Below are 24,220 nucleotides of genomic sequence, written 5' to 3' on the forward strand. Positions count from 1 at the left end.
TAATAATTTCATCAAATATAACAAATGCTAATACCACTATAAGAACATTTGATTTTTAAGATTTTTTAAAGTGAAAATGGTTCATTACCTTTGAAAAAAGGCAGAAAAAGAAATAATTTTAAGTTTAACTAAAAAAAATATACAACTATGTCATTTGAATTACCAAAATTACCATACGCTTATGATGCGTTAGAACCACATATTGATGCAAAAACTATGGAAATTCACCATACAAAACACCATCAAGGTTACACAAACAACTTAAATAACGCAATTGCTGGAACAGACCTAGAAGGAAAATCTATTGAAACTATTTTAGAAGGATTAGATATGAATAATGCTGCTGTTAGAAATAACGGTGGAGGTTTTTACAATCACAGTTTATTTTGGGATGTAATGAATCCTGAAGGAAAAGGATATTTATCTGGAGAATTAAAAGATGCTATTATTGCTGAATTTGGTTCTGTAGATGCTTTTAAAGATGCTTTTGCTAAAGCTGCAGCAACTCGTTTTGGATCTGGATGGGCTTGGTTATGCGTTCATAAAGGAGGAAAAGTTGAAATTTGTTCAACACCAAATCAAGACAACCCATTAATGCCTGGTGTTAGCTGTGGAGGTTTTCCGATTTTAGCTTTAGATGTTTGGGAACACGCTTACTATTTAAATTACCAAAACAGAAGACCAGATTATATTAATGCGTTTTTTAACGTAATTAACTGGAATCATGTTGAAAAATTATATGCTGAAAATAAATAAGATTTTTAATAAAAAAGCATAAAAAAACTCGCCAAATTGGCGAGTTTTTTGTTTAGTGAGGCGACGAGCGGATTCGAACCGCTGTAGGAGCTTTTGCAGAGCCCAGCCTAGCCACTCGGCCACGACGCCTTAATTGGATTGCAAATTTAAGCAATTTTAATAAGTTAGCAACTTTTTTTAACAATTATTCTACAACTGCCTTATTCGAGCTTTTTAAAGTACTTTAAAATAAACTACTACAGATTTAAAATCCAACATTTTATCAATATCAGGTTTTACATTGTGAAACTAGAAATGACAATTGAATTATAAATAATAATGCTGAGATGCTAAAATAAATTCAGCATGACGATTACTTATATACAAATCAACAACCAAACGATTAAACAAATAATTATGGATTTTAGAGATAAGCTACTTTCTTCGTTTACTCATTTCAATAGTAACCATTGCAACATTACCACCAATTGGCGGATTTAATTTAGAAACCTCAACCTTAACAGATTTTACAATATCAATTTCAGCCAAAATACGATCTAAAATACGTTTGGCTACTTGTTCTAAAAGCTTAGACCTAATTGCCATTTCTTGCTTTACAATTTTATTTAAATGTACATAATCTACTGTATCTGCTAAATTATCTGTAATAGCCGATTTAGATAAATTTGCTTTTACAGTTAAATCTACTCTATAATCTGAACCTATTTTACCTTCTTCAACCAAACAACCGTGGTAGGCATATACTCGAATATTTTTTACTTTTATAACTCCCATCTCTATTGAATTATGAATTACAAATTTAGAATTATGAATTTAGAATTACGAATTACGAGTACTAAATTATAATTTATGAATTCAAATTTTGATAAATAACTGTATTTCAGTTATAAAACAAAAACTACGTTAGGGATTGAACGACATGTTTGAGCTCTTTTTTGTTGTTTTTTACAACAAAAAAAGCGAGTAGTGAAAGCCCGACCTGAAAGGGAACGCCCAAAATATACTTTTTAAACTTAGGTACTATTAATTATTTATAGCTATTGCCAAAAAAAATCGATAATTTTGTAACTTATTATTTTAGAATTATGAGTGAAGAAAAAAAGTCGCTGAATTTTATTGAACAAATTATTGAGGAAGATTTAGCAAACGGATTATCAAAAGATAAATTACGATTTAGATTTCCGCCAGAACCAAATGGATATTTACATATTGGACATGCAGCTTCTATTTGTTTAAATTTTGGATTAGGTTTGCGCTATAATGCACCTGTAAATTTACGTTTTGATGATACAAACCCTGCAAAGGAAGAGCAAGAATATGTAGATTCTATAAAACAAGACATTGAATGGCTTGGTTTTAAATGGGATAAAGAATTGTATTCATCTGACTATTTTCAGCAATTATTTGATTGGACAATTACCTTAATAAAAGAAGGTAAGGCGTATGTAGACAATCAAACTTCAGAACAAATGGCGGTACAAAAAGGAACGCCAACAGAACCCGGAACTAATAGTCCAAACAGAGATAGAAGTGTTGAAGAAAACTTAGAACTTTTTCTTAAAATGAAAAATGGAGAATTTGAAGAAGGTTCTCATGTTTTACGCGCAAAAATTGATATGAAACATACCAATATGCACATGCGCGACCCTATTATGTATCGTATTTTAAAGAAACATCATCATAGAACTGCAAACGATTGGTGTATTTACCCAATGTATGATTGGACACACGGTGAAAGTGATTATATTGAACAAATCTCACATTCTATTTGTACTCTAGAATTTAAAAGCCACAGAGATTTATACGATTGGTATGTAGATCAAGTATACGATCCAGCCAAATTACGTCCAAAACAACGAGAATTTGCGCGTAGAAATTTAAGTTATACTGTTATGAGTAAACGTAAATTACTGCAATTGGTTGAAGAAAAAATTGTTTCTGGCTGGAATGATCCTCGTATGCCTACAATTTCTGGTTTAAGAAGACGTGGTTACACACCAAGCGCTATTAGAAAATTTAGCGATACTGCAGGAATTTCTAAAAGAGACAATGTTACAGACGTGGCATTATTAGAACACTGTATTAAAGACGATTTAAACAAAACAGCACCACGTGTAATGGCTGTTTTAGACCCTGTTAAAGTGGTTATTACAAATTATCCTGAAGATAAAGAGGAATTTTTAGATGCTAATTATAACGATTATGCTGAAGGTTTTGGTAGTAGATCAGTACCTTTTAGTCGTGAAATTTATATTGAAAAAGAAGATTTTAGAGAACAAGCAAATAAAAAGTTTTTCCGTTTAAAATTAGGAAAAGAAGTGCGTTTAAAAAATGCATATATAATTAAAGCTGAAAGCTGCATTAAAAATGAAAACGGTGACGTTACCGAAATTCACTGTACTTATGACGAAGATTCTTTAAGCGGAAGCGGAACAGAAGCTAGTAAACGTAAAGTAAAAGGTACATTGCACTGGGTTTCTATAAAACACGCCGTTAAAGCAGAAGTAAGAGTGTATGATCGTTTGTTTACAGATGAAGCTCCTGACGGACATAAAGACAAAGATTTTAAAGAATTTATAAATCCAGATTCTTTAAATATTATTGAAGCTTTTGTAGAACCAAGTTTAAAAACCGCTAAGATTTTAGATAGGTTTCAATTTCAACGCTTAGGATATTTTTGTGTTGATACAGATGCTACAGAAAATCACCTAATTTTTAACAGAACTGTTCCTTTACGTGATAGTTGGGCTAAAATGGGTGAATAATAATTTATTTTACAAAATAAAAGGCTGTTTAAAAAATAGATAAATCAAACTGAAACAAATTCAGCGTGGTGGATTTAGACTTTTTAAACAGTCTTTTCTATTTATATATCTCAAAAAATGTATGTTATTTATAGTTTCTTTATATTTAGAACTACTAATCTAAAATCAAAAAAATGGCTACACACAACGAATTAGGTAAAAAAGGAGAAGAACTTGCCGCTGAATATCTTTTAAAAAACGGCTATCAAATTCTAGAAAAAAATTGGTTTTACAAAAAAGCAGAAGTTGATATTATTGCCTTAAAAGGTGAAACTTTAGCTGTTATAGAAGTTAAAACACGCTCTAGCGATTATTTTGGAAATCCACAAGATTTTGTAAATCAGAAAAAAATTAGACTATTGGTAGAAGCTATTAACCAATACATTACCACAAAAGATTTAGATGTAGAAGTCCGATTTGATATTATTGCAATCTTAAAAAATCAATACACCTTTAAAATTGAACATCTAGAAGATGCTTTTTTACACTTTTAAAATTTTTTTAAATTCTAATTGGCTTGTTATTTTTATCAACTGCAGCAAACACAAAAAAAGCTTCAATTGCTTTTTGCTTTGTTTCTGAATCTAATTGCTCGGAAAATAATTCTAGTTTAATTGTAATTTTAGCCAAGCCAACTTTAATAACTTTTCCAACTAATTGTACTATTTCACCTGATTTTACAGGTTTTAAAAACTTAATTTTATCCGTTGATACCGTTACCATTTTCTTTCTAGTAAAACGCATTGCAGTAATATACGCAACTTCGTCCATCCATTTCATTGCTATACCGCCAAACAAATTATTTTGATCGTTTAACATCTTAGAAAAAACAACTTTGTATTGTGTTGTTATTGAATTATTAATTTTTGTTTCCATTTAAATAAAAAATTTATCAAATATAACTAATAATGTTATAATTATGAACCTACGTTCATTATATTTGTATTTTATTTTAAACTTTAGATATAAATATGGCAAGACCAGAAAAAAACAGAAGAGTTTCCAAACCTCCGAAAATGAGAGGGTATAAACCTTTTGGAATTCCAAAATGCAAACTTGAAGTTGTACAATTAACTATGGAAGAATACGAAAGTATTCGCTTGGTTAATTATGAAATGTTACAACAAAAAGAAGCAGCTGTATTAATGAATATCTCTAGGCCAACACTAACCAGAATTTATAATAAAGCACTAAAAAATATTACCAAAGCATTTGTTGAAGGGAAAGCAATTGTAATTGATGGTGGCAACTACGAGTTTAAAAAAGAATGGCACAGATGTAAAAAGTGTTTTAAACTAGTTGAAGATAAAAGAAGTCATAAAAAATGCATTAAAAACAACGAAAATAGCTTTGAAGAGTTTATTCAATTAAATAATTAACAAGTCTTTTAAAATTTAAATAAAAATGAAAATAATTGCAATACCAGTAACTGAAAACAACCAAATAGAAGATCATTTTGGTAAATGTGAATTTTATGAAATCTATACTATTTCAGAAGAAAACGAAATAATTGCGACTAAAATATTAGAATCTAATCAAGGTTGTGGTTGTAAATCTAATATTGCTCAAGTTTTAGCAGAGCACGGCGTTACAACTATGTTAGCCGGAGGAATTGGACAAGGAGCAATAAACGTATTAAATAAATTTAATATTGAAGTAATACGTGGGTGTAGTGGAAACACAAAAGAAATTGTAACAAACTTTTTAAAAGGAGAAATTTTAGATAATGGTATTACGTGTTCTCATACACATGAAGAAGACCACCAATGTAGCCATTAAATTAAAAATTTAGGCTGTGTAAAATAGTAATATTGTGTTATTTTAAACTTTCAAAATATTTTAGACAGCCTAAATATAATTTATTTTAATCTTTTTTAAAATAATTCTGAACATCACTTAAAGCATAAGGTTTAGAAATTATTTTTTTATTAGCATCTAAAATAAAATAACTTGGTGTAGATGTAATATTATATGCATTTCCAATAGGGTTTTCCCATTTATTTAAACCAAGAACATTTGTCCATTTTTCAAATTTTTCAGAATAATGATTGAAACCTAATTCATCATTTTCTAGAGCAATAGCAATAACTTTTACATCTTCATCATCTTTCAGTAAATCGTACAATTGAGGAACTTCATTTAAACAATGAGAACAAGTTGTACTCCAAAAAATCAACATATAAGTTGTAGCTTCATTTTCATTATATAAACTTTTTTGTATGCCCTTTTCATCCCAAGTAAAATCAGGTGCTGGTCTACCAACAGCCAATTTAACACTTTCTAATATTTGATCAATATCGGTTTGATTTTGATTTTCTACTGGAAGTTTATTATAAAGGTTTTCAATAATATAATCTATAAGTGTAATATTTTCTAACTGAGAAAAATTATACATTAATGTTATTAACATTTCGCTTTTTAATGCTGTATTATCCCCTATTTTTTCTGAAATTTCATTTACTGCATTTATATACAATGTATTTTGAACATCAATTTCATCTGACCTATTTAAATAAAATACATAATCTACAATTTTCTCAGTGTAAAAAATTGAATTTTGTAATACGATATCATTAAAATCAACTGCATCAAAATAATGTAATTTTTCACTATTTAAATATAATTGTGGAGAAGAAAATACTTCAGGAGCATAGTACCTTTCACTTGCTTTTATAAAATTATATGCTAGTTTGTTTTTAGATTTATTTATAAAATCCGCTTGTGTTTCTTTATAATTCTTAAGCGTTTTATTATAATTTTCACTTGTAAGTTTAAGTGCCGATTCATTTTGCAATCTAAAATATACTAACTGTAAAGAATCTAATTGCTGCTTTAAATTATCTGTTTTAGATTTATAATTTTCATAGAGTTTATTTTCTTCGGAAGTTATAAATTCAGTAGTTCCAGAAGGGAAACTTGGATTAAATTTTAATTCAACACTTTCTTTTGAATATAAAAAATCTACATATCCTCCATTGTTTATATCGTACATTAATCGATAGACTCCTTTGGGCGAATTTTCTGGAAAACCTATTTTAAACTCCCCATTATCTATATCAACATTAGTAATATATAACTGTTTTGCTCCTTTTAGTTGATATAAAATTACATATTCTAAATCGCTAATTACAGGACTCATAGTTCCTTTAACAAAAGTTTGACTTTGAGCTGCTGCACTAATAAACAGCAGTATTAATACTATTTTTTTTAACATTTTATTTTTTGTTACAATTATTCAAAAATTAGACCAAATATAAGTGATTCTATTATTTGAAATAAAATCACTTATTATTAGTTAAACAAATTAAACGTATTTTGGATTTCAAACTGCTCTAAAATTATACACTTCCATGTATCAATTTAAAACAATAACTAAATTAATCTGGTATTAATTTTTGTTCTTTAAAATATAAGACTATGGCTTCTTTCATAAGCACAGTTTGTTCGCCAGATTTTAATGGTGGTAATTCTTCTAAAGTTTTATAATGTGGCCAACCATCATCATCAAAAAAGTCAAATTCGTAGTAACCAAAAGGCTCTAATAACCTACAAATTGCAATATGCATTAAATTAACTTTGTCATCTTTTTTAAATTCTATAGCACCTTTTCCTAATTCTTGCACACCTATTAAATAAATAATTGCATCTAAGTTTAACTGCTCACCATCTCCAAACCTGCTTGCTAAGATTTCGAGAATTCGCTCGTAATCTTCCTTTAATTTTTCATCTCTTGCCATTTGATATTTTTTGTTAGGTTACAAATATACAAATCGATTCATGTATATTTACAAAAACATTAATATGAATACTTTTGACATTATTATAGCAGCACTCTTATTATTTGGTTTTATCAGAGGTTTGTTTAAAGGCTTATTTGTTGAAGTAGCTTCACTACTTGCGCTAATTGCTGGTGTTTATGGAGCAATTCACTTTTCTTATTTTGTTGCAGATTTTTTATCTGATAAATTAACTTGGGAAGAAAGATATATTACAATTATTTCTTTTGCAATTACCTTTGGAATAATTGTTTTAACAATTGGTTTATTGGGTAAATTATTCACAAAAATTGCCGATTTTGCAGCTCTTGGAATGTTGAATAAACTACTTGGCGGTGTTTTTGGTGTTTTAAAAATTGGACTTATTTTAAGTATTGTACTTTTAGTTTTCACCAAATTAAACAACACTATTCCGTTTATTTCTGAAGAACAAAAAGAAGCTTCTATTTTATATGAACCTATAAAAAATTTAGCTCCTAGTCTATTTCCAAACTTTTTAACTGTAGTTAAAGAAGAAACAGATTTAGATATATAAAAAATAATTTTGTTAGTTAAAACAGTTACTTACGTCAAAGAAATTAAACCTTTTAAATAATGAAACTTATTAACTATCTAAACTTTTTAACCATACTATCTTTAACTCTAGTATTAAATGGATGTACAACTGAAAAAAACAATTCATTTATTATTTCTGGAAGTATTTCTAATTTAGAGACCAATTATATATTACTATCTCAAGTAGAAGATATTCAAACTAAAAAAGCACAAATAATCGACACTTTAAAAGTTGATAAACGCGGAAAATTTAATGCTGTCTATTTTTTAGAACCTAATATTTACAATTTAACTTTTAATAGCAAAAAAACTCTTCAGCTTGCAATAAACAAGGGGCAACACATTAAGATTAATGGAAATTTGAACGATGATTTAATAGTTTCTGGATCTAAAGACACACAATTACTAACCGATTATGAAACGTTTAGAAAAGCATCTTTAAAGAGATTGGTTACCTCTGTAAGAGACAGTATAAAAGGCTTAAACCAAGAAAAAAATAAACAATTAATAACAGAATTAAGAACCCTTGAAGTTGAAAATTACAAAATTCATCTTAAAGAATTGGTGCAATTTGTAAAAGATACTATGGCAACTTCAATTGCTATTTACCCAACATCTACACGCTGGAATAACGAAAATTTAGAAACTCTTAATGAAATTGTTACAAATTTTAAAGATGTATATCCTAATTTAGAAATTACAAAAAAACTTATACAAAAAATTGAACTTCTTAATAGAACAAGTATCGGTAGTAAAATTTCAACCATTAAAATGCCTAATCAAACAAATAAACTAATCTCTTTAGATTCTATAAAAGGTGATTATACATTAATAGATTTTTGGGCAAGCTGGTGTCCACCTTGTAGAGCAGAAAGCGCTTTATTAAACAACCTTTATAAAAGCTACAATGCTAATGGTTTCGAAATTTATGGAATCTCTCTAGACTCTAACAAAGAACGCTGGTTAAAAGCACTTAAAACAGATAATAGAACTTGGGTAAATGTTTCTACTGTTGAAGGATTTAAAACTCCAGTGGCTGTTGAATATGGAATCACCTCTTTACCAACAAACTATATAATTGATAAAGAAGGAAAAATTATTGCAAGCAATCTTCACGGAGAAAAATTAAGGGATTTTATAAAAAAACTATACAATTAACGTAAATTCTATGCTCGCGATAAATTTCAAAAAGACTTTAATTACAAAAAGATGCTTTTTTAAAAAAAAACTACATTAAATAATAAAATGCCACAAATTGTGGCATTTTATTGTTTTTAAAGATGTTTATTTACCTTTTATTATTCTTCTATTGGTTGATTGATTACCTCAGGGTTTACAATCACAAATTCTGTTCTTCTGTTTAATTGGTGTTCTACTTCTGAACATTTAACGCCATCAGAACATCTGTTTACCAATTGTGTTTCTCCATAACCTTGTCCTGTTATTCTTGAAGGATCTATACCTTGTGAGATTATCCATTCTACAGATGATTTTGCTCTTCTGTTTGATAATGCCCAGTTGTATTGGTCTGATGCTCGACTGTCTGTATGAGATCCTGAAGCTATTTTTATATTCGGGTATTTTTTCATTATTTGTACCACTTTTGCTAATTCTATTGCAGCATCTGGACGTATAAATGACTTGTCTAAATCAAAGTATATTGGATCTATTTTTACTAATAATCTACCATCTACATTTACAAACTCATTAGAATCTAAACTTAAGCCTAATTCCAATTCTAAATCGCGTTCATCTGTGGTTGTAAACACCTCACTATCTTCACTGTAACTTTCTTTTGTTCCAACAACTTTATATGCTGTTTCACAATCTACTTTAAAACTAAAAGTGGCAAACTTATCGGCTATTACACTTTCTAGTTTTTCTCCTTCTGCATCATATAATGTTACTAAAGCTCCTGGTAATAATGCTCCTGATTGTTTTTCACGTACTTGACCTGCTACTAACTGCTCACAAGGTAAAACGCTTTCTGTTGCTTCAAAATAATAAATATCATCATCTCCGTTTCCTCCGTCTCTATTTGATGAAAAATGTCCCCAATTTTGGCCTGGCTTCTTTACAAATGAAAAATCATCGCCTACACTATTTATTGGATATCCTAAGTTTTTTGATGCTGTTAAGGCTCCTTCTTCTTCTATTTGAACTGCATATACATCTAATCCTCCATTGCCTTCAAAATAACCATCTGATGAGTAATAAAGCACATTATGCTCGTCTATAAATGGAAACATCTCTTTTCCTGAGGTATTTACATTTGGCCCTAAATTTTGTGGTGTTCCATAACTTCCATCTTCATTTATTGCCACTACAAATATATCTGTAGAACCTAATGTGCCTGGCATATCTGATGTAAAATACAACTTGTCTTCTTCTGCATTTAACGATGGATGTCCTGTTTGGTAATTATCACTATTAAATGGCATAGGGGTAATATCAGTCCATTCGCCATCTTCACCTACAGTTGCTTTGTATAATTGGATTAAAACCCAACCTTCTTCGTCTTTTGTTATCGATTTATTTATATAGTTATTTCTTGAGAAATAAACCGTTTTTAAATCTTTGGTAAAGGCTACGTTAGATTCGTGATATTTTGTATTGATTACTTCTGAAAAACGCTCTACATCTATTAATTCTCCTTCTTCGCCTATGGTTCCTTTAAATAATTCTAAATAAGGTTGATGGTTGTAATACCAGTTTCTTTTTCTTATTGATTTATCTTTTCGTGATGATGCAAATACGGCTTCATTTTCTCCATAATAGGTTACTCCAAAATCTGCCAATTTTGTGTTCTCAGAAATGTTTTTTATGCTATAACTTACTTCTTGTGCATTGATAAACCCTGCACAAAATAATAGTATAAGTAGTGTAATTTTTTTCATATTTCTGTTTTTTTATTTTTAAAAGAATCTTGGACTCTTCAGTTTTTTTCTATTAAAATCAAATAATAAAAGTATTTCATGTGAGCCTGAATTGAAATCTCCGAATTTTGAAGTTGTATAATCGTAGGCATAACCAACTCTAAAATCGTTATTTACCTGAAAGCCAATCATTCCACTTATAGAATCATCAAACCTATGAGACAATCCTAATTCGACACGTTCATCTATTAATAGATTTAGTGATAAATCTACAGATAATGGTGCTCCTGCTGTGGCTTTTAGCATAGTAGATGGCTTTAATTTTAAATTGTCTGCAATATCAAACACATAACCTGAAGTCAAGAAATAGTGCATCTTTTCTGAGGCTGTACTTACAATTCCTCCATCTTTTTCTAAGTGACGTGTCTCTAAAAAATTTGGTACTGATAATCCTGCATAAAACCTATCTGTATAATAATACACACCGGCTCCAAAATTCGGTGAGGTTTCATGAACTGGTATATTTAATGGGTCTGGATCTATCATTAACAATTCACGTACATCCATAAAAGTAACTCCGGCTTTTAATCCAAACGCCAACCTTCCTGTGCTTGAGGTGAAAATTGTATATGAAAAATCTGCATAAACATTATCTTCCTTTACTGGTCCTATTTCATCGTGAATTACGGATAATCCTAATCCTACAGCGCGACCTACTGGAGAATGCATAGCTAAAGTAAAGGTTTGTGGTGCTCCTTCTACTCCAACCCACTGTGTTCTTCCTAATAATCCTATACTTGTTACTCCTTTTGAGCCTGCATAGGCCGGGTTTAGTATATTCATATTATACATATACTGAGTATATTGTGGATCTTGCTGTCCAAAAACCGTTGTTAGTGACATTAAGGCGAAAACCCCTAAAATTAATCTGAATTTTTTCATAAACATGCTTTATAAAATATGAAAGGAAAGAGAGTTTTATTAACCCTCTCTTTCCTAAAATTAGTGTTTTATTTTCTTAAATAAATCCAACCTGTTTGTGGAGCTCTCTTCTTATCATTATCTCCAAAATAAATTGTATAAAAATAAGTTCCTGTTGGAAGTATATCATCAGAGAAGTTCCATCTTCCTGTTGAGTATCCATCCCACCATGTTGGTACTGTATTAGGGTTGCCATCATGTTTATATTCATAAACTTTATTACCATATCTATTTACAATTTCCATAGAGAAATTAGGATATAATATCGGTAAAAATGGTATTTCAAATACATCGTTTACTCCATCTCCGTTAGGCGTAAATCCTTCTGGTAATATGTATGATATTGGCTCTGTACCAATACAACTTGTATTGTTACTTAAGTCTGGATCTGTTTGATGCATTTCAGTAATTGTTGCACAGTTTAAATACTCTCCTGTTGCATTTACTATAACATCAATTAATAATATTTCTGTTTCACCATTCATTATACTTCCAACATTCCATATTCCAGTATTAGGCTCATAAGTACCTTTTGAAGAACTATATGTTACAAACTCGTAACCTGAAGGCAATAGATCTTCTACTTCTACTTCAGTACCTTCTATATTACCATCATTAATCAATCTAATTTCAAAAGTAATAACTGACTCTTCTAAAGGAGTTATATCATCAGAAACGATTGTTTTTTCAAGTCTTAAATCAAGTTCTTGATATGGTGGTGCAGAAGCACAATCATAATCATCTTCAGTAGCATCTCCATTTCCAGGCGTAGAATCGATATCTATTTCATTGGCTGCTGTTATTTCAGCACAATTCACATACTCTCCTGATTCTAATACCTCAACTTCAATTGATAAAACAGCTGTATTACCAACTTCAATAAAGCCTATATTCCAAATACCAGTGTCTTTATCATAAGTTCCAATTGTCGCGTTCCAAATTCCATAATAAGCATATCCAGAAGGAATCACATCAGTAACCTGAACTCCGGTTGCTTCAGTTGGACCTTCATTCGCTACATGTATTTCGAACGTAATCATATCTCCAACTTCAAGAAATTCTAAATCTCCAACTACATCTTTTGTTAAACTTAAGTCGATATATGCTGTTGGTACAATTGAAGCACTACCTACGTTATTAGTAGTATCAGAATCTGTTTGATCTGCAATTAATTCACTTGTTGTGTTTGTAATTGTTTGTCCTAATGTTCCATCATTAACTGTTGCAGTAATGTTTAATGTTACAGTTGCTCCATTTGCTATAGTTCCAATATTCCATAATCCTGAACCATAATTATAAGCGTCTGTTGAACTACTTACATAAGTAACTCCTACTGGTAACTTATCAACTAAACTTACACCAGTTGCATCACTTGGTCCGTTATTAGTAACTGTTATCGTATAAGTAATTGTATCTCCCTCATTTGGTGTTGCATTACTTACTGTTTTTACAGTTGCTAAATCTGAACTTGTTACTACAATTGTAGCATTATCATCATCTTCTGTTAAGTTTGCATCTACTTGGTCTTGTGTATTTGACACTACATTTGTCAATGTCGTACCTCCTTGATCCATTCCTACAAGTACTTCTAACACAATGCTTTCTTCTTCTCCTGACTCTAGTAAATCTATATTCCAAGTTGGTGCTGTCCAAACTCCATCACTTGGCATAACATTCGCTGTATAAGTCAAGCCTGCTGGTAAAACATCCGTTACTACTAAGTTGGTAACTTTTGCTGGTCCATTATTTCTAACGGTTACGGTATAGGTTACTATATCTCCAGCATTTGGTGTTTCATTGTCTACAACCTTAGTTAATACAATATCTGAATAATTTTCAACTTTAATAATAGCTTCTAAATCATCTCCTTCTGTTGTTGGGTCAGATTGATCTCCTGTTGCTGCAGTAGTTATATTAGTTATTGTTTCTCCTGTGGTATCTACATTAACAGTTGCTGTAATATTTAAGGTTGCTGTTGCCCCATTTGCAATGGCACCAACTGTCCATATTCCTGAACCACTATTATATGCTCCAGATTGATCATCACTTACGTAAGTAACTCCTGCTGGCAATAAGTCTGTTAAACTTACACCCGTTGCATCACTTGGTCCATTATTTGTAACTGCTATACTATAAGTAATTGTATCTCCTTCATTTGGTGTAGGATCACTTACTGTTTTTACGGTTACAAGATCTGAACTTGTTACTACAATTGTAGCGTTATCATCATCTTCTGTTAAGTCTGAATCTACTTGGTCTTGTGTATTTGACACGATGTTTGTTAATGTCATACCGCCTTGATCCATTCCTACTAGAGCTTTTATAATTAATGTTTCAAATTCTCCAGACTCTAATAAATCTACATTCCAATTTGGTGCAGTCCATGTTCCATCACTTGGCATTGCTCCATTTGACACATAAGTCAATCCTGTTGGTAAAGCATCAGTTACTACTAAGTTGGTAACTTTTGCTGGTCCATTATTGGTAACTGTAATTTCATAGGTTACAATGTCTCCAACATTTGGTGTTGCATTGTCTACTACTTTAGTTAAAACAATGTCTGCATAATTCTCAACTTCAATAGTAGCTTCTAAATCATCTCCTTCTGTTGTTGGATCTGACTGATCTCCTGTTGCTGCTGTAGTTATATTCGTTATTGTTTCTCCTGCAGTATCAATATCAACTGTAGCTGTAATATTTAAGGTTGCTGTTGCTCCATTTGCAATGGCTCCTATTGTCCATATTCCTGAACCACTATTATATGCTCCAGATTGATCATCACTTACATAAGTAACTCCTGCTGGTAATAAGTCTGTTAAACTTACACCCGTTGCATCACTTGGTCCGTTATTAGTAACTGCTATACTATAAGTAATTGTATCTCCTTCGCTTGGCGTAGCATCACTTACTGTTTTTACTGTTACTAAGTCTGAGCTTGTTACTACAATTGTTTCGCTAGCATCATCTTCTGTTAAGTCTGAATCTACTTGATCTTGTGTGTTTGACACTACATTTGTTAATGTCATTCCTCCTTGATCCATTCCTACAACAGCTTCAATTACTATTGTTTCTTCTTCTCCTGATTCTAATAAATCAATGCTCCAGTTTGGTGCTGTCCAAGTTCCATCACTCGGTGAAACAATACCATAAGTTAATCCTGTAGGTAAAGCATCTGTTACAACTAAATTGGTAACTTTTGCAGGTCCGTTATTAGTAACTGTTACCGTATAAGTTACGGTATCTCCAACATTTGGTGTAGCATTGTCTACTACTTTAGTTAAAACAATGTCTGCATAATTCTCAACTTCAATAGTAGCTTCTAAATCATCTCCTTCTGTTGTTGGGTCAGATTGATCTCCTGTTGCTGCTGTAGTTATATTCGTTATTGTTTCTCCTGCAGTATCAATATCAACTGTAGCTGTAATATTTAAGGTTACTGTTGCTCCATTTGCAATGGCACCAACTGTCCATATTCCTGAACCACTATTATATGCTCCAGATTGATCATCACTTACGTAAGTAACTCCTGCTGGTAATAAGTCTGTTAAACTTACACCCGTCGCATCACTTGGTCCGTTATTTGTAACTGCTATACTATAAATAATGGTATCTCCTTCACTTGGCGTAGCATCACTTACTGTTTTTACTGTTACTAAGTCTGAACTTGTTACTACAATTGTTTCTCTATCATCATCTTCTGTTAAGTCTGAATCTACTTGGTCTTGTGTATTTGACACGATGTTTGTTAATGTCATACCGCCTTGATCCATTCCTACTAGAGCTTTTATAATTAATGTTTCAAATTCTCCAGACTCTAATAAATCTACATTCCAATTTGGTGCAGTCCATGTTCCATCACTTGGCATTGCTCCATTTGACACATAAGTCAATCCTGCTGGTAAAGCATCAGTTACTACTAAATTGGTAACTTTTGCTGGTCCATTATTGGTAACTGTAATTTCATAGGTTACAATATCTCCAACATTTGGTGTTGCATTGTCTACTACTTTAGTTAAAACAATGTCTGCATAATTCTCAACGTCAATAAAAGCGTCTAAATCATCTTCAGGAAACCCTTCAGTTGTTGTATCTGGATCTGTTTGATCACCTGATGCTGCAGTTGTTACATTAGTTATTCTTTGTCCTGAGGTATCTTCATCAACTGTTGCTACAATATTTAAAGTTACCGTTTCATCAACATTAATACTTCCAATCATCCAGTTTCCGTCACCACTATTGTACGCACCTGACTGATTATCTTCCACATAGGTAACACCTGCTGGTAATAAATCTACAAGGCTCACATTTGTCGCAATACTTGGTCCATAATTAGTAACTGCTATTGAGTAAGTAATGGTCTCTCCTTCTACTGGAGTTAGATTACTTACCGTTTTTATTGTTACTAAATCTGAACTAGTTACTGTTATAGCTTCTTCTAAATCATCTCCTACATCTGTAGGATCAATTTCAGTTAATGAAATATCTGTAATTCTATTTGTAATTGCTGTTTGATCATAAGTTCCAGTAGCTACTACTAAAGCATCAATCTCTATTGATACCGATGTAGCATTTTCTATAGCTCCTATATTCCATATTCCTGTTCCAGCATCATAAGTATTAACTGAACCTCCTATTGGTCTAGCTTCAACAAATGTTAATCCTGCTGGTAATATATCCGTAATTACAACATTAGATGCATCACTTGGACCATTATTTATAACATTAATAGTATATGTGATAGTATCTCCCTGATTAGGATTGTTATCATTAACTACTTTTGTTGTTACTAAATCTGCAATTGCTTGTGGTACTGGTGTTACTTCATCAAAATCATCTTCTTCTGGGTTATTATTACCAGGAATAGATGTTGGATCATTTTGATCTAATGCAGTTACTTCTGCTGTATTTCTATAATCTCCCGTTGCATTTACAAGAGCTTCAAGCGTTAAAATAACACTATCACCACTTGTTACTATATCTATATTCCAAGATCCAGAACCTTCGTCATAAGTAACTCCAGAAGGTAGTGGTCCTACATCAACAAATGTATATCCTGTTGGTAAATAATCTACAACATTTACTGTTGTAGCGTCATTTAAACCTTCATTTTCTAATGTAATAGTAAATATTACATTATCTCCTACATTAGGAGTTGGATTATCAACTGTTTTTTCTAAAATTAAATCTGCAAACTCTTCAACCTCTACAGTTACAACAGCAATATCACAATTTGCTGGGTTTAACACCTCACATATTTGATATTCTATTGTATAAACTCCACCTGTTGTACCTGCTGGCACACTAATATTTCCAGTTGTTGGATCTACTACAGGAATATTTCCACCATTAATTGAAGTTGCAGGCGTAAGTACTGTTATAGTAACTTCATTTTCTAATGCTGCTACCCCGTTAATTGTATCTGGCCCTTCTCCATTATCCAATAATACATTTCCAGCATATGGGTTTCCATTATAACCATCTACATTTCCAATAGTATCATCTATTGCAACTATTGGTGATGGTACAACCTTAACAATTACGTTTGCGTCATCACAATTACTAGGATTTAACTCCTCACAAATTGTATATGGTATTGTGTAAACCGCTGCTGGTGTTCCTTCAGGTACAATTACTGTTCCTGTTGTTTCATCAATATAAGGAAGTGGTCCTGCCACGACTGCTACATCTGGCACTGCTGGTGAAGCTGTTATATTTACAGCATCAACATCTACCGCAACTCCATTTAAAGTATCTGGTCCTGCTCCATTATCTTCAAGAATATTTCCAACATTAGGATTTCCATCTAAACTATTTACATCATTTAAAGGGTCTGCTGAAAAATCATCAACTACAGCATCAATTTCAGGAACTATAACATCTACTGTTACAACTGCATTATCACAATTGGTTGGATTTAATACTTCACAAATTTTGTATTCTAAAGTATACTGTCCAGCTGGTGTTCCTGGCGCTACATCTACCGTTCCATCTCCATTTAAGGTAAGTGCACCTTGTGGATCTGCTGTTACTAATGTTAACGTAATTTCTGAAGGATCAGAATCAGCTAAAATAGCAACCGTATTTAAGGTGTCTTCGCCATTTTCATTATCATTAAAAACATTCAATACTCCTACTTCACCTTCTAATCCATTTACTGAATTTCCATCTGCTAATATATAATCATCATTATTAGCAACAATTGGTGGTGCTTCTACTCGTACTCGAATAAAGTCTGTATCACAATTTGTTGGGTTTAAAACCTCACAAATGCTATATTCAATTTCATAATCATCTGCTGGTGTTCCTGGCAGAACACTAATAGATCCAGTTAAAGGATCTAATACTGGCACTGGTGCTCCTGCTATTGGTGTTGCTGGTGTTATTACACTAATTATTACATCTCCTATATCAGTTCCAACAGTTGCTGAAGATCCATTTAATTGATCTTCACCTGCTCCATTATCAGCTAATACATTTCCAACATTTGTATTTCCATCTGCTCCATTCACTGGACTTGCTAAGAAATCATCTAACTGAGCATCAATTGTGGTTGCACCAACTTGGATTGTAGCGACTGCTGAATCACAATTTGTTAATGGATTTAAAGCATCACATATAGTATATGGGAAATAATAAGTTCCTTCTGGTGTTTCTGGATCTACTGTAATAATCCCTGTTTCATCATCCATGGTAAATCCACCTGATGTAGTTGTTGGCGCTGTTCCAGGTGTTAAAACAACATTTCCTGTAGTAGGTGTTGCATCTGCTGGATTACCATTTAAAGTATCCAAACCAGCTCCATTATCAACCAATACACTTACTGTATCACCTCCTACAGCACCATTAATTACGGTATCTGTAAAATCATCATCAACAGCGTTAATTACTGGCGGGTCAACTGTTATTGTTACAACAGCTGTATCACAATTTCCTGGTGTTGGAGGTGCTGTTGTATTTAAATTTTCACATATTGTATAACTAACCGTATAAACCCCTGCTGGTGTATTTGCAGGAATTGATACATCTCCTGTGGCTTCATCTATTACTGGAACTATTCCTGTTGCTGGTACTGATGTGCCAGTTCCAGGATCAAACATCATACCCGGAATTAGATCTATGGTAACTTCTGAAACATCAGTAGCTAAGCCATCTAAGGTATCATAACCATCATCATTATCTTCTAATATATTTCCAGCATTTGGATTTCCATCTAAGCCATTTCCACCTACAATTAGATCATCTTGTGCTATTATAGAAACCTCTCCTACAAGTACCGTTACTATTGCTGTATCGCAATTTCCTGGTGTTGGAGGTGTTGTTGTATTTAGATTATCACAAATTGAATATGTTATTTCATAAGTTCCTGCTGGTGTTCCTGGTGGTACACTTACATTACCTGTAGTTGGATCTACTTCAGGAACTAGTCCTCCTAACGATACGGCTGGCGTTACTACTGTTATAGTAACATCTCCAGTTAAGGCTTGACCTCCATTTAAAGTATCAACACCTGAACCTGTATTACTTGTTAAAACATTACCTACTAAAGGATCTCCTTCAGCTCCATTAACTTTTGCTGTTCCTCCTAAACTAAAATCATCATCTTGTGCTAATATGAATGGTAAAGCAACCTTAACTTTTATTGTTGCCTCATCACTACAGTTACCAGGGTTTAATTCCTCACAAATATTATAAACAATTTCATAATCACCTGCAGGTGTTCCTGGTGGTACACTTACAATTCCAGTTGTTGGATCAACTTCTGGAACTGGTGCCCCTCCTATTGATGTTGCTTCTGTAACTATTGTTATATCAACCTCATCTATTTCTGCGGGTTCTCCGTTTAAAGTATCTGCTCCAGATCCATTATCGCTAAAAATATTTCCAAGGTTTGGATTTCCTTCAAAACCATTTACTGGAGTTGCTGAAAAATCATCATCTTGATCTAAAATTGGGGCTTCTACTACCTCTACAGTAACAGTTGCTGATTCACAATTTGTTGGATTTAATACTTCACAAATTTTATATACCAATGTATATGTTCCTGCTGGTGTATTTGGCGCAACATCTACCGTTCCATCTCCATTTAAAGTTATTGCATTTTCTGAATCTTCAGCTACTAATGTTAATGTAACTTCTGATGGATCTGCATCATCTAAAATACCAATACCATTTAAGGTGTCTGGACCATCTTCATTATCATTGAAAACATTCAATACTCCTGCAGCACCTTCTAAACCATTTATACCTCCTACAGCATCATCTTCAGCAATTATCTCTGCTGCTGGAACTGTTATTAAAACAAAGTCTGTATCACAATTTGTTGGGTTTAACACCTCGCAAATTCTATACTCAATTTCGTAATCACCTGCTGGTGTAAATGGAGACACCGTAACTTCTCCTGTAGCTGTATCTACAGTTGGGACTAATCCTCCTCCTATAGATGTTGCAGGTGTTACAATACTTATTTTTACATCTCCTAAATCGGTACCTACAGTTGCTTGAGTTCCATTTAAAGTATCTTCTGCTCCTGGCGTAGAATCAGTTAATACATTTCCTAAATTTGCTCCAACATAACCATCAATAACAACAGTTGTGTAATCATCAACTTGTGCATCTATAACGGCAGGTTCAACTACTATTGTTGCTATTGCTGAATCACAATTTGTTGGATTACCATTTTCACATATAGTATAAGGATAATAATAGGTTCCTGCAGTAGTATTTGATGCTACCACAATTTCACCTGTAGTAGTATTCATTGTTATACTACCATTATCTGGTGTTGGTGCTGTACCTGGTGTAAGAACAACATTTCCTGATGGTGTTGCATCTACTAGACCAAAATTAAATGAATCTTCTCCTGGTGTATAAGTTAGCACACTTGGTGTTGTACCTCCATCTGTACTATTAATAGGTGTTACTGAAAAATCATCATCAACAGCATCAATTACTGGTGCTGCAAATTCTATATTTACCGATGCTTCATCAGTATTACCTTCACTATCCGCTATTGTATATTCAATATCTGTAGGGTCTCCTAAAAATGTTGATAATGCTGTAAACGTTAATGATCCTGCTCCATCATACTCCCAAGTTCCTTCACCTGGAATAAAAACTGAGTAACCATTTGTTCCTGGTGTTCCTGAAATATCCACTGATGGATACGTAATTCCTGAAGAACCAAACACAAAAGTGTCATCCTCTACTACATCTCCTAAGGTATCGTTTGAAGTTATATCTAAAATTACAGGACTTCCCACTGGGTTTCCTAAACTTTCATCATCTGCAGCTTCTGGTGCATAATCTATTATTACTGTGGCATCATTTGAAACATTACCATCATTATCTTTTATATTATATTCTATTGGTGTTGGATCTTCCGTAAAACCTGTTAATGGTGTAAAGGTTATTTCTCCTGTTGTTCCATCAACATGCCAGTTTCCTTCTCCGGTTACATCAAAGTTTATAAGCTCTCCTGCAGGATCATAGCTAGCACCTGTTATTGAGACAGATGGTATTACTAAACTTACTGTTGTGGCATCTAATGTGCCATCTGAATCTGAATCTGCTGTAGTTGGATTTGCAATTAATGGGTTTACATCTACAGCTCCCTGTGCATGACCTAATCCTCCATTATCACTTAAATCATCTACTGCAACTGGTGGTATTGGAGTATAAATAATTGTAACCAGTGATGCATTTGAAATATTTAAGTCATTATCATATACCGTATAACTAATTGGTGTTGGATTTGCTGTGAAATTATCCGCAAATCCTCCTGAAATTGTTTTTGGTGTAAAAGTAATAGCTCCTGTTGTAGCATTCACTATCCAAACACCTTCTCCCGGAACTGTAACTTCAACACAGTCTCCATCAGTATCTGTATCAGTACACGTTGAACCGCTTGGTAAACCAGTAGTATATAATGAAACTCTTTCAGGTAATAAAGAGCCATCTGGATCATAATCTGCTGTTCCAGTTCCTGCTAACACATCTACTTCAACATCTAAAAGTGTTGTATTTCCAGTACTTTCATCATCATAAGTGATAGGTGGGTTATTAATAGATGTACTAGAAGATGCTGCTGCCAATACGTTACCATTTGGGTCATCTGCTTCAAAAGTAGCTTCGTTATCTCCAGGACACGGACTAGCCAGTTCTACTAAAATTTGAACAATTATTTGTTCTCCTGGTTTTAATATTCCGGAATTATTATCAAAAATATCTGTATCTCCGGTAGATAAACCATTATAATTTAAATTAATATTTGGATTTTGAGTTGCAGATGACGAAACTATTTGAGGAGTCCCAACATGTATTACATTTGATGCACCACAAATAGCACTAAGTTCATCTGAAACTTTCAAATTCTCTACTTCAACAGTAGATAAAAATAAATTTCTTAATTCTAATTGAAAAAGAACATCTCTATTACCTTCAGTACCACTAGCTGCAGGTACATCGCTTATAGTAGTTTTGTCTAAAGTAAGGAAAACACTGTAATCAAAAGACATACTTTGTGAATCACAAAGACATTGATCAGTAGAAGATGTTACATCTGTAGGAGAATTTATTATACTACCCTCACTTCCATTGTAATACCTATCTACATGTACACCTTTAGAATCTTCCCATTCAACATATGTAAGTGCATTAGGTGTCGCAGAATTTCCTTCATCAACACCATCAGCTGCTCCTTTTGACATAGCAGTACCGATAGTTTCAAAACCTCTTGAAACACCAAGATCTTGTGTTGGTCCTACATTATAATCTATTCTTAAGACTACATTTTCACCTGCTGGCAATATTGTATTTGGTGCTAAAATTCCTTTTTGAGTACCATCACCATTATACGATGTATTTAATTTTCCTGCTATAGGTGCATAACCAGATATAAAATTAACAACAGCAGTATTTATTGTATTTGGATCAGCAACAGATGCATGGATAAATTGTTCCCACGGCAAGTAATATTGAACATTAGTTGCATCTGCACCTGCAACTGGCGTAGGATAACCTTGATTACTATCATTAGTTAATGTTACATAAATACTAAAATCATAAGTTCCATCAGCTTTTACTGGAGGCGAAGTAACTGGTATAAACATTTTTGCAGCAACATTTGCTTCAGTTGAATGGAAATCCTTAATTTCAACACTAGATGTTATTCCTGTATTAATATTAGAATCTACACTAATTAAATTTGTAAAATTTACATCACCAGAATTTGCAAGTGATGTTATACCCTCTCCTATTCCACCTCCATCATCAGCATAACGTGGATCTATATAAACACAATACGAAAAATCAATTACCTGTCGTGGTCGTAATATATTACTTGCTACTGAAGCTGGAAGAAAAACCCCACTTGCACCAGGTGTTGTGTTTACATTACCAGTTGGAGATGTACCTAATAGATCTTCTTGAGGCACAAAACCAGAAGATGTAAAATCCACATCTGAATTATCCCAATCTAAGTTTGCATGGTCCCAAATTCCTGCAGTTCCCCCTAAATTAGAAGTGTCACCAACTCTATTTCTAGTAGAAAAAATTACATTTTCTATACCAACAATTGCATTGTTAGCTGTGGAACCATTTGCAAAAATTGCAACTAAATCATTTGTTAATTGGATATTTGTAATAGCATCTTCATAACTTGGGTTAGCAATAGAACCTGTATATTCTATTTTATATAATCCATTTGGATATTCTGTTGATGGTGGTATATTACCTGCATTACAACTAGTAAGAGTTGTTATTTGATCTTTAGCAGCATCTTTTATATCTACTATTATATCAAAACTAGCAGTATCTATTAAATCTCCATCTGTAATTGTATATGTAATAGTAACTTTAGTTCCTGGAGCTACACCTGTAACATTTAATTCTATATTTCCAGCGTTATATATTACTGTACCTGCTGAAGCATATAGTTCTGAAGGATTAGTTAGCAATGTAATAGGATCTCCATCAGGATCAGAATCATTAACTAACAAAGTAGCTTCTGTTGTTATTATACCATTAAAATCTTCTTCAACATAAATTAAAGCATCGTCTTCAGCAACTGGAGCAATATTTGTAATATTAATAGTTGCTGTTGCTTCTCCTAATATGGTTACTGGTGTTACAGAATCATCAATTTCATAAGTAAACGTTAACGGTGTACTTAAATTTCCAGATGTTAACATTGTAACTACTCCAAATTCGTTAATTTCATATGTATTCCCCCCTGCATCTATAAGAGGTATTATACCACCTGAAACTATTGGAGTACCATTTACACTTTTTAAAACAGGTGTATTAGCCGAATCATCATTAGTTAAAATATTACCAATAACAACAGGAGAAGCAGCCACATGACTTACATTAAATATTTCGTCATTTGCAGCAATTTCTACAACATTTATTTCAACTGTAGGTGTACCGTTGCTATTTGCTGCACCATCATTTGCATTATAAGTAAAGGTAATGA

General features: G+C 32.5%; 14 protein-coding genes and 1 tRNA gene. 7 read left to right on the top strand and 8 right to left on the bottom strand.

Annotated features, from left to right (window positions below):
- The first annotated feature begins 147 nt into the window (after nt 1-147).
- Entirely contained in the window at nt 148-756 is a 609-nt protein-coding gene (locus MKD41_RS11035) for a superoxide dismutase (protein ID WP_240242350.1), read from the top strand.
- 58 nt (nt 757-814) lie between these two features.
- Here the strand turns inward: MKD41_RS11035 and MKD41_RS11040 are convergent.
- Both MKD41_RS11040 and folB read right to left on the bottom strand, forming a co-directional pair.
- Nucleotides 815-885: transfer RNA gene (locus MKD41_RS11040), tRNA-Cys, on the bottom strand.
- A 285-nt stretch (nt 886-1,170) separates the two neighbouring features.
- On the bottom strand, nt 1,171-1,530 hold the full coding sequence (folB, locus tag MKD41_RS11045; protein WP_240242351.1) for a dihydroneopterin aldolase: 360 nt from the start codon (nt 1,528-1,530) through the stop codon (nt 1,171-1,173).
- A 311-nt stretch (nt 1,531-1,841) separates the two neighbouring features.
- On the opposite strand from folB, the gene MKD41_RS11050 reads away from it, so the two are divergent.
- Together MKD41_RS11050 and MKD41_RS11055 are read left to right on the top strand one after the other, a co-directional pair.
- Nucleotides 1,842-3,521 (top strand): glutamine--tRNA ligase/YqeY domain fusion protein, encoded by a 1,680-nt coding sequence (locus MKD41_RS11050; RefSeq protein WP_240242352.1) that lies wholly within the window; start codon nt 1,842-1,844, stop codon nt 3,519-3,521.
- A 173-nt stretch (nt 3,522-3,694) separates the two neighbouring features.
- Nucleotides 3,695-4,054 carry a YraN family protein gene (locus tag MKD41_RS11055; RefSeq protein WP_240242353.1) on the top strand — a complete coding sequence of 120 codons (360 nt, stop codon included), beginning with the start codon at nt 3,695-3,697 and terminating at the stop codon, nt 4,052-4,054.
- Between the two features lie 7 nt (nt 4,055-4,061).
- Here the strand turns inward: MKD41_RS11055 and MKD41_RS11060 are convergent, their stop codons facing one another.
- Nucleotides 4,062-4,436 (bottom strand): acyl-CoA thioesterase, encoded by a 375-nt coding sequence (locus MKD41_RS11060; RefSeq protein ID WP_240242354.1) that lies wholly within the window; start codon nt 4,434-4,436, stop codon nt 4,062-4,064.
- 95 nt (nt 4,437-4,531) lie between these two features.
- Between MKD41_RS11060 and MKD41_RS11065 the strand changes: the two genes are divergently transcribed.
- Nucleotides 4,532-4,939, top strand: coding sequence for a DUF134 domain-containing protein (locus MKD41_RS11065; RefSeq protein ID WP_240242355.1), 408 nt, complete (start codon nt 4,532-4,534; stop codon nt 4,937-4,939).
- 25 nt (nt 4,940-4,964) lie between these two features.
- Nucleotides 4,965-5,339 (top strand): NifB/NifX family molybdenum-iron cluster-binding protein, encoded by a 375-nt coding sequence (locus MKD41_RS11070; protein ID WP_240242356.1) that lies wholly within the window; start codon nt 4,965-4,967, stop codon nt 5,337-5,339.
- 85 nt (nt 5,340-5,424) lie between these two features.
- On the opposite strand, the gene MKD41_RS11075 is transcribed toward MKD41_RS11070, so the two are convergent.
- Nucleotides 5,425-6,774 (bottom strand): TlpA family protein disulfide reductase, encoded by a 1,350-nt coding sequence (locus tag MKD41_RS11075; RefSeq protein ID WP_240242357.1) that lies wholly within the window; start codon nt 6,772-6,774, stop codon nt 5,425-5,427.
- A 163-nt stretch (nt 6,775-6,937) separates the two neighbouring features.
- On the bottom strand, nt 6,938-7,297 hold the full coding sequence (locus tag MKD41_RS11080) for a hypothetical protein (RefSeq protein WP_240242358.1): 360 nt from the start codon (nt 7,295-7,297) through the stop codon (nt 6,938-6,940).
- A gap of 64 nt (nt 7,298-7,361) precedes the next feature.
- Here MKD41_RS11080 and MKD41_RS11085 point away from each other — a divergent pair, with 64 nt between their 5' ends.
- Nucleotides 7,362-7,871: a CvpA family protein gene (locus MKD41_RS11085; protein ID WP_240242359.1), complete on the top strand. Its 510-nt coding sequence runs from the start codon at nt 7,362-7,364 to the stop codon at nt 7,869-7,871.
- Between the two features lie 59 nt (nt 7,872-7,930).
- A complete protein-coding gene (locus MKD41_RS11090) occupies nt 7,931-9,049 on the top strand; it encodes a TlpA family protein disulfide reductase (RefSeq protein ID WP_240242360.1) in 1,119 nt (372 codons plus the stop codon).
- Nucleotides 9,050-9,189: 140 nt separating this feature from the next.
- On the opposite strand, the gene MKD41_RS11095 is transcribed toward MKD41_RS11090, so the two are convergent.
- From MKD41_RS11095 to MKD41_RS11105, 3 genes are all read right to left on the bottom strand, one after another.
- Nucleotides 9,190-10,788, bottom strand: a complete 1,599-nt coding sequence (locus MKD41_RS11095; RefSeq protein WP_240242361.1) for an OmpA family protein — start codon at nt 10,786-10,788, stop codon at nt 9,190-9,192.
- Nucleotides 10,789-10,806: 18 nt separating this feature from the next.
- Entirely contained in the window at nt 10,807-11,709 is a 903-nt protein-coding gene (locus MKD41_RS11100; RefSeq protein WP_240242362.1) for a PorP/SprF family type IX secretion system membrane protein, read from the bottom strand.
- Nucleotides 11,710-11,777: 68 nt separating this feature from the next.
- Nucleotides 11,778-24,104 carry a gliding motility-associated C-terminal domain-containing protein gene (locus tag MKD41_RS11105; RefSeq protein ID WP_240242363.1) on the bottom strand — a complete coding sequence of 4,109 codons (12,327 nt, stop codon included), beginning with the start codon at nt 24,102-24,104 and terminating at the stop codon, nt 11,778-11,780.
- Nucleotides 24,105-24,220 lie beyond the last annotated feature (116 nt).

It is taken from the genome of Lutibacter sp. A64 (assembly GCF_022429565.1).
GTDB lineage: Bacteria > Bacteroidota > Bacteroidia > Flavobacteriales > Flavobacteriaceae > Lutibacter.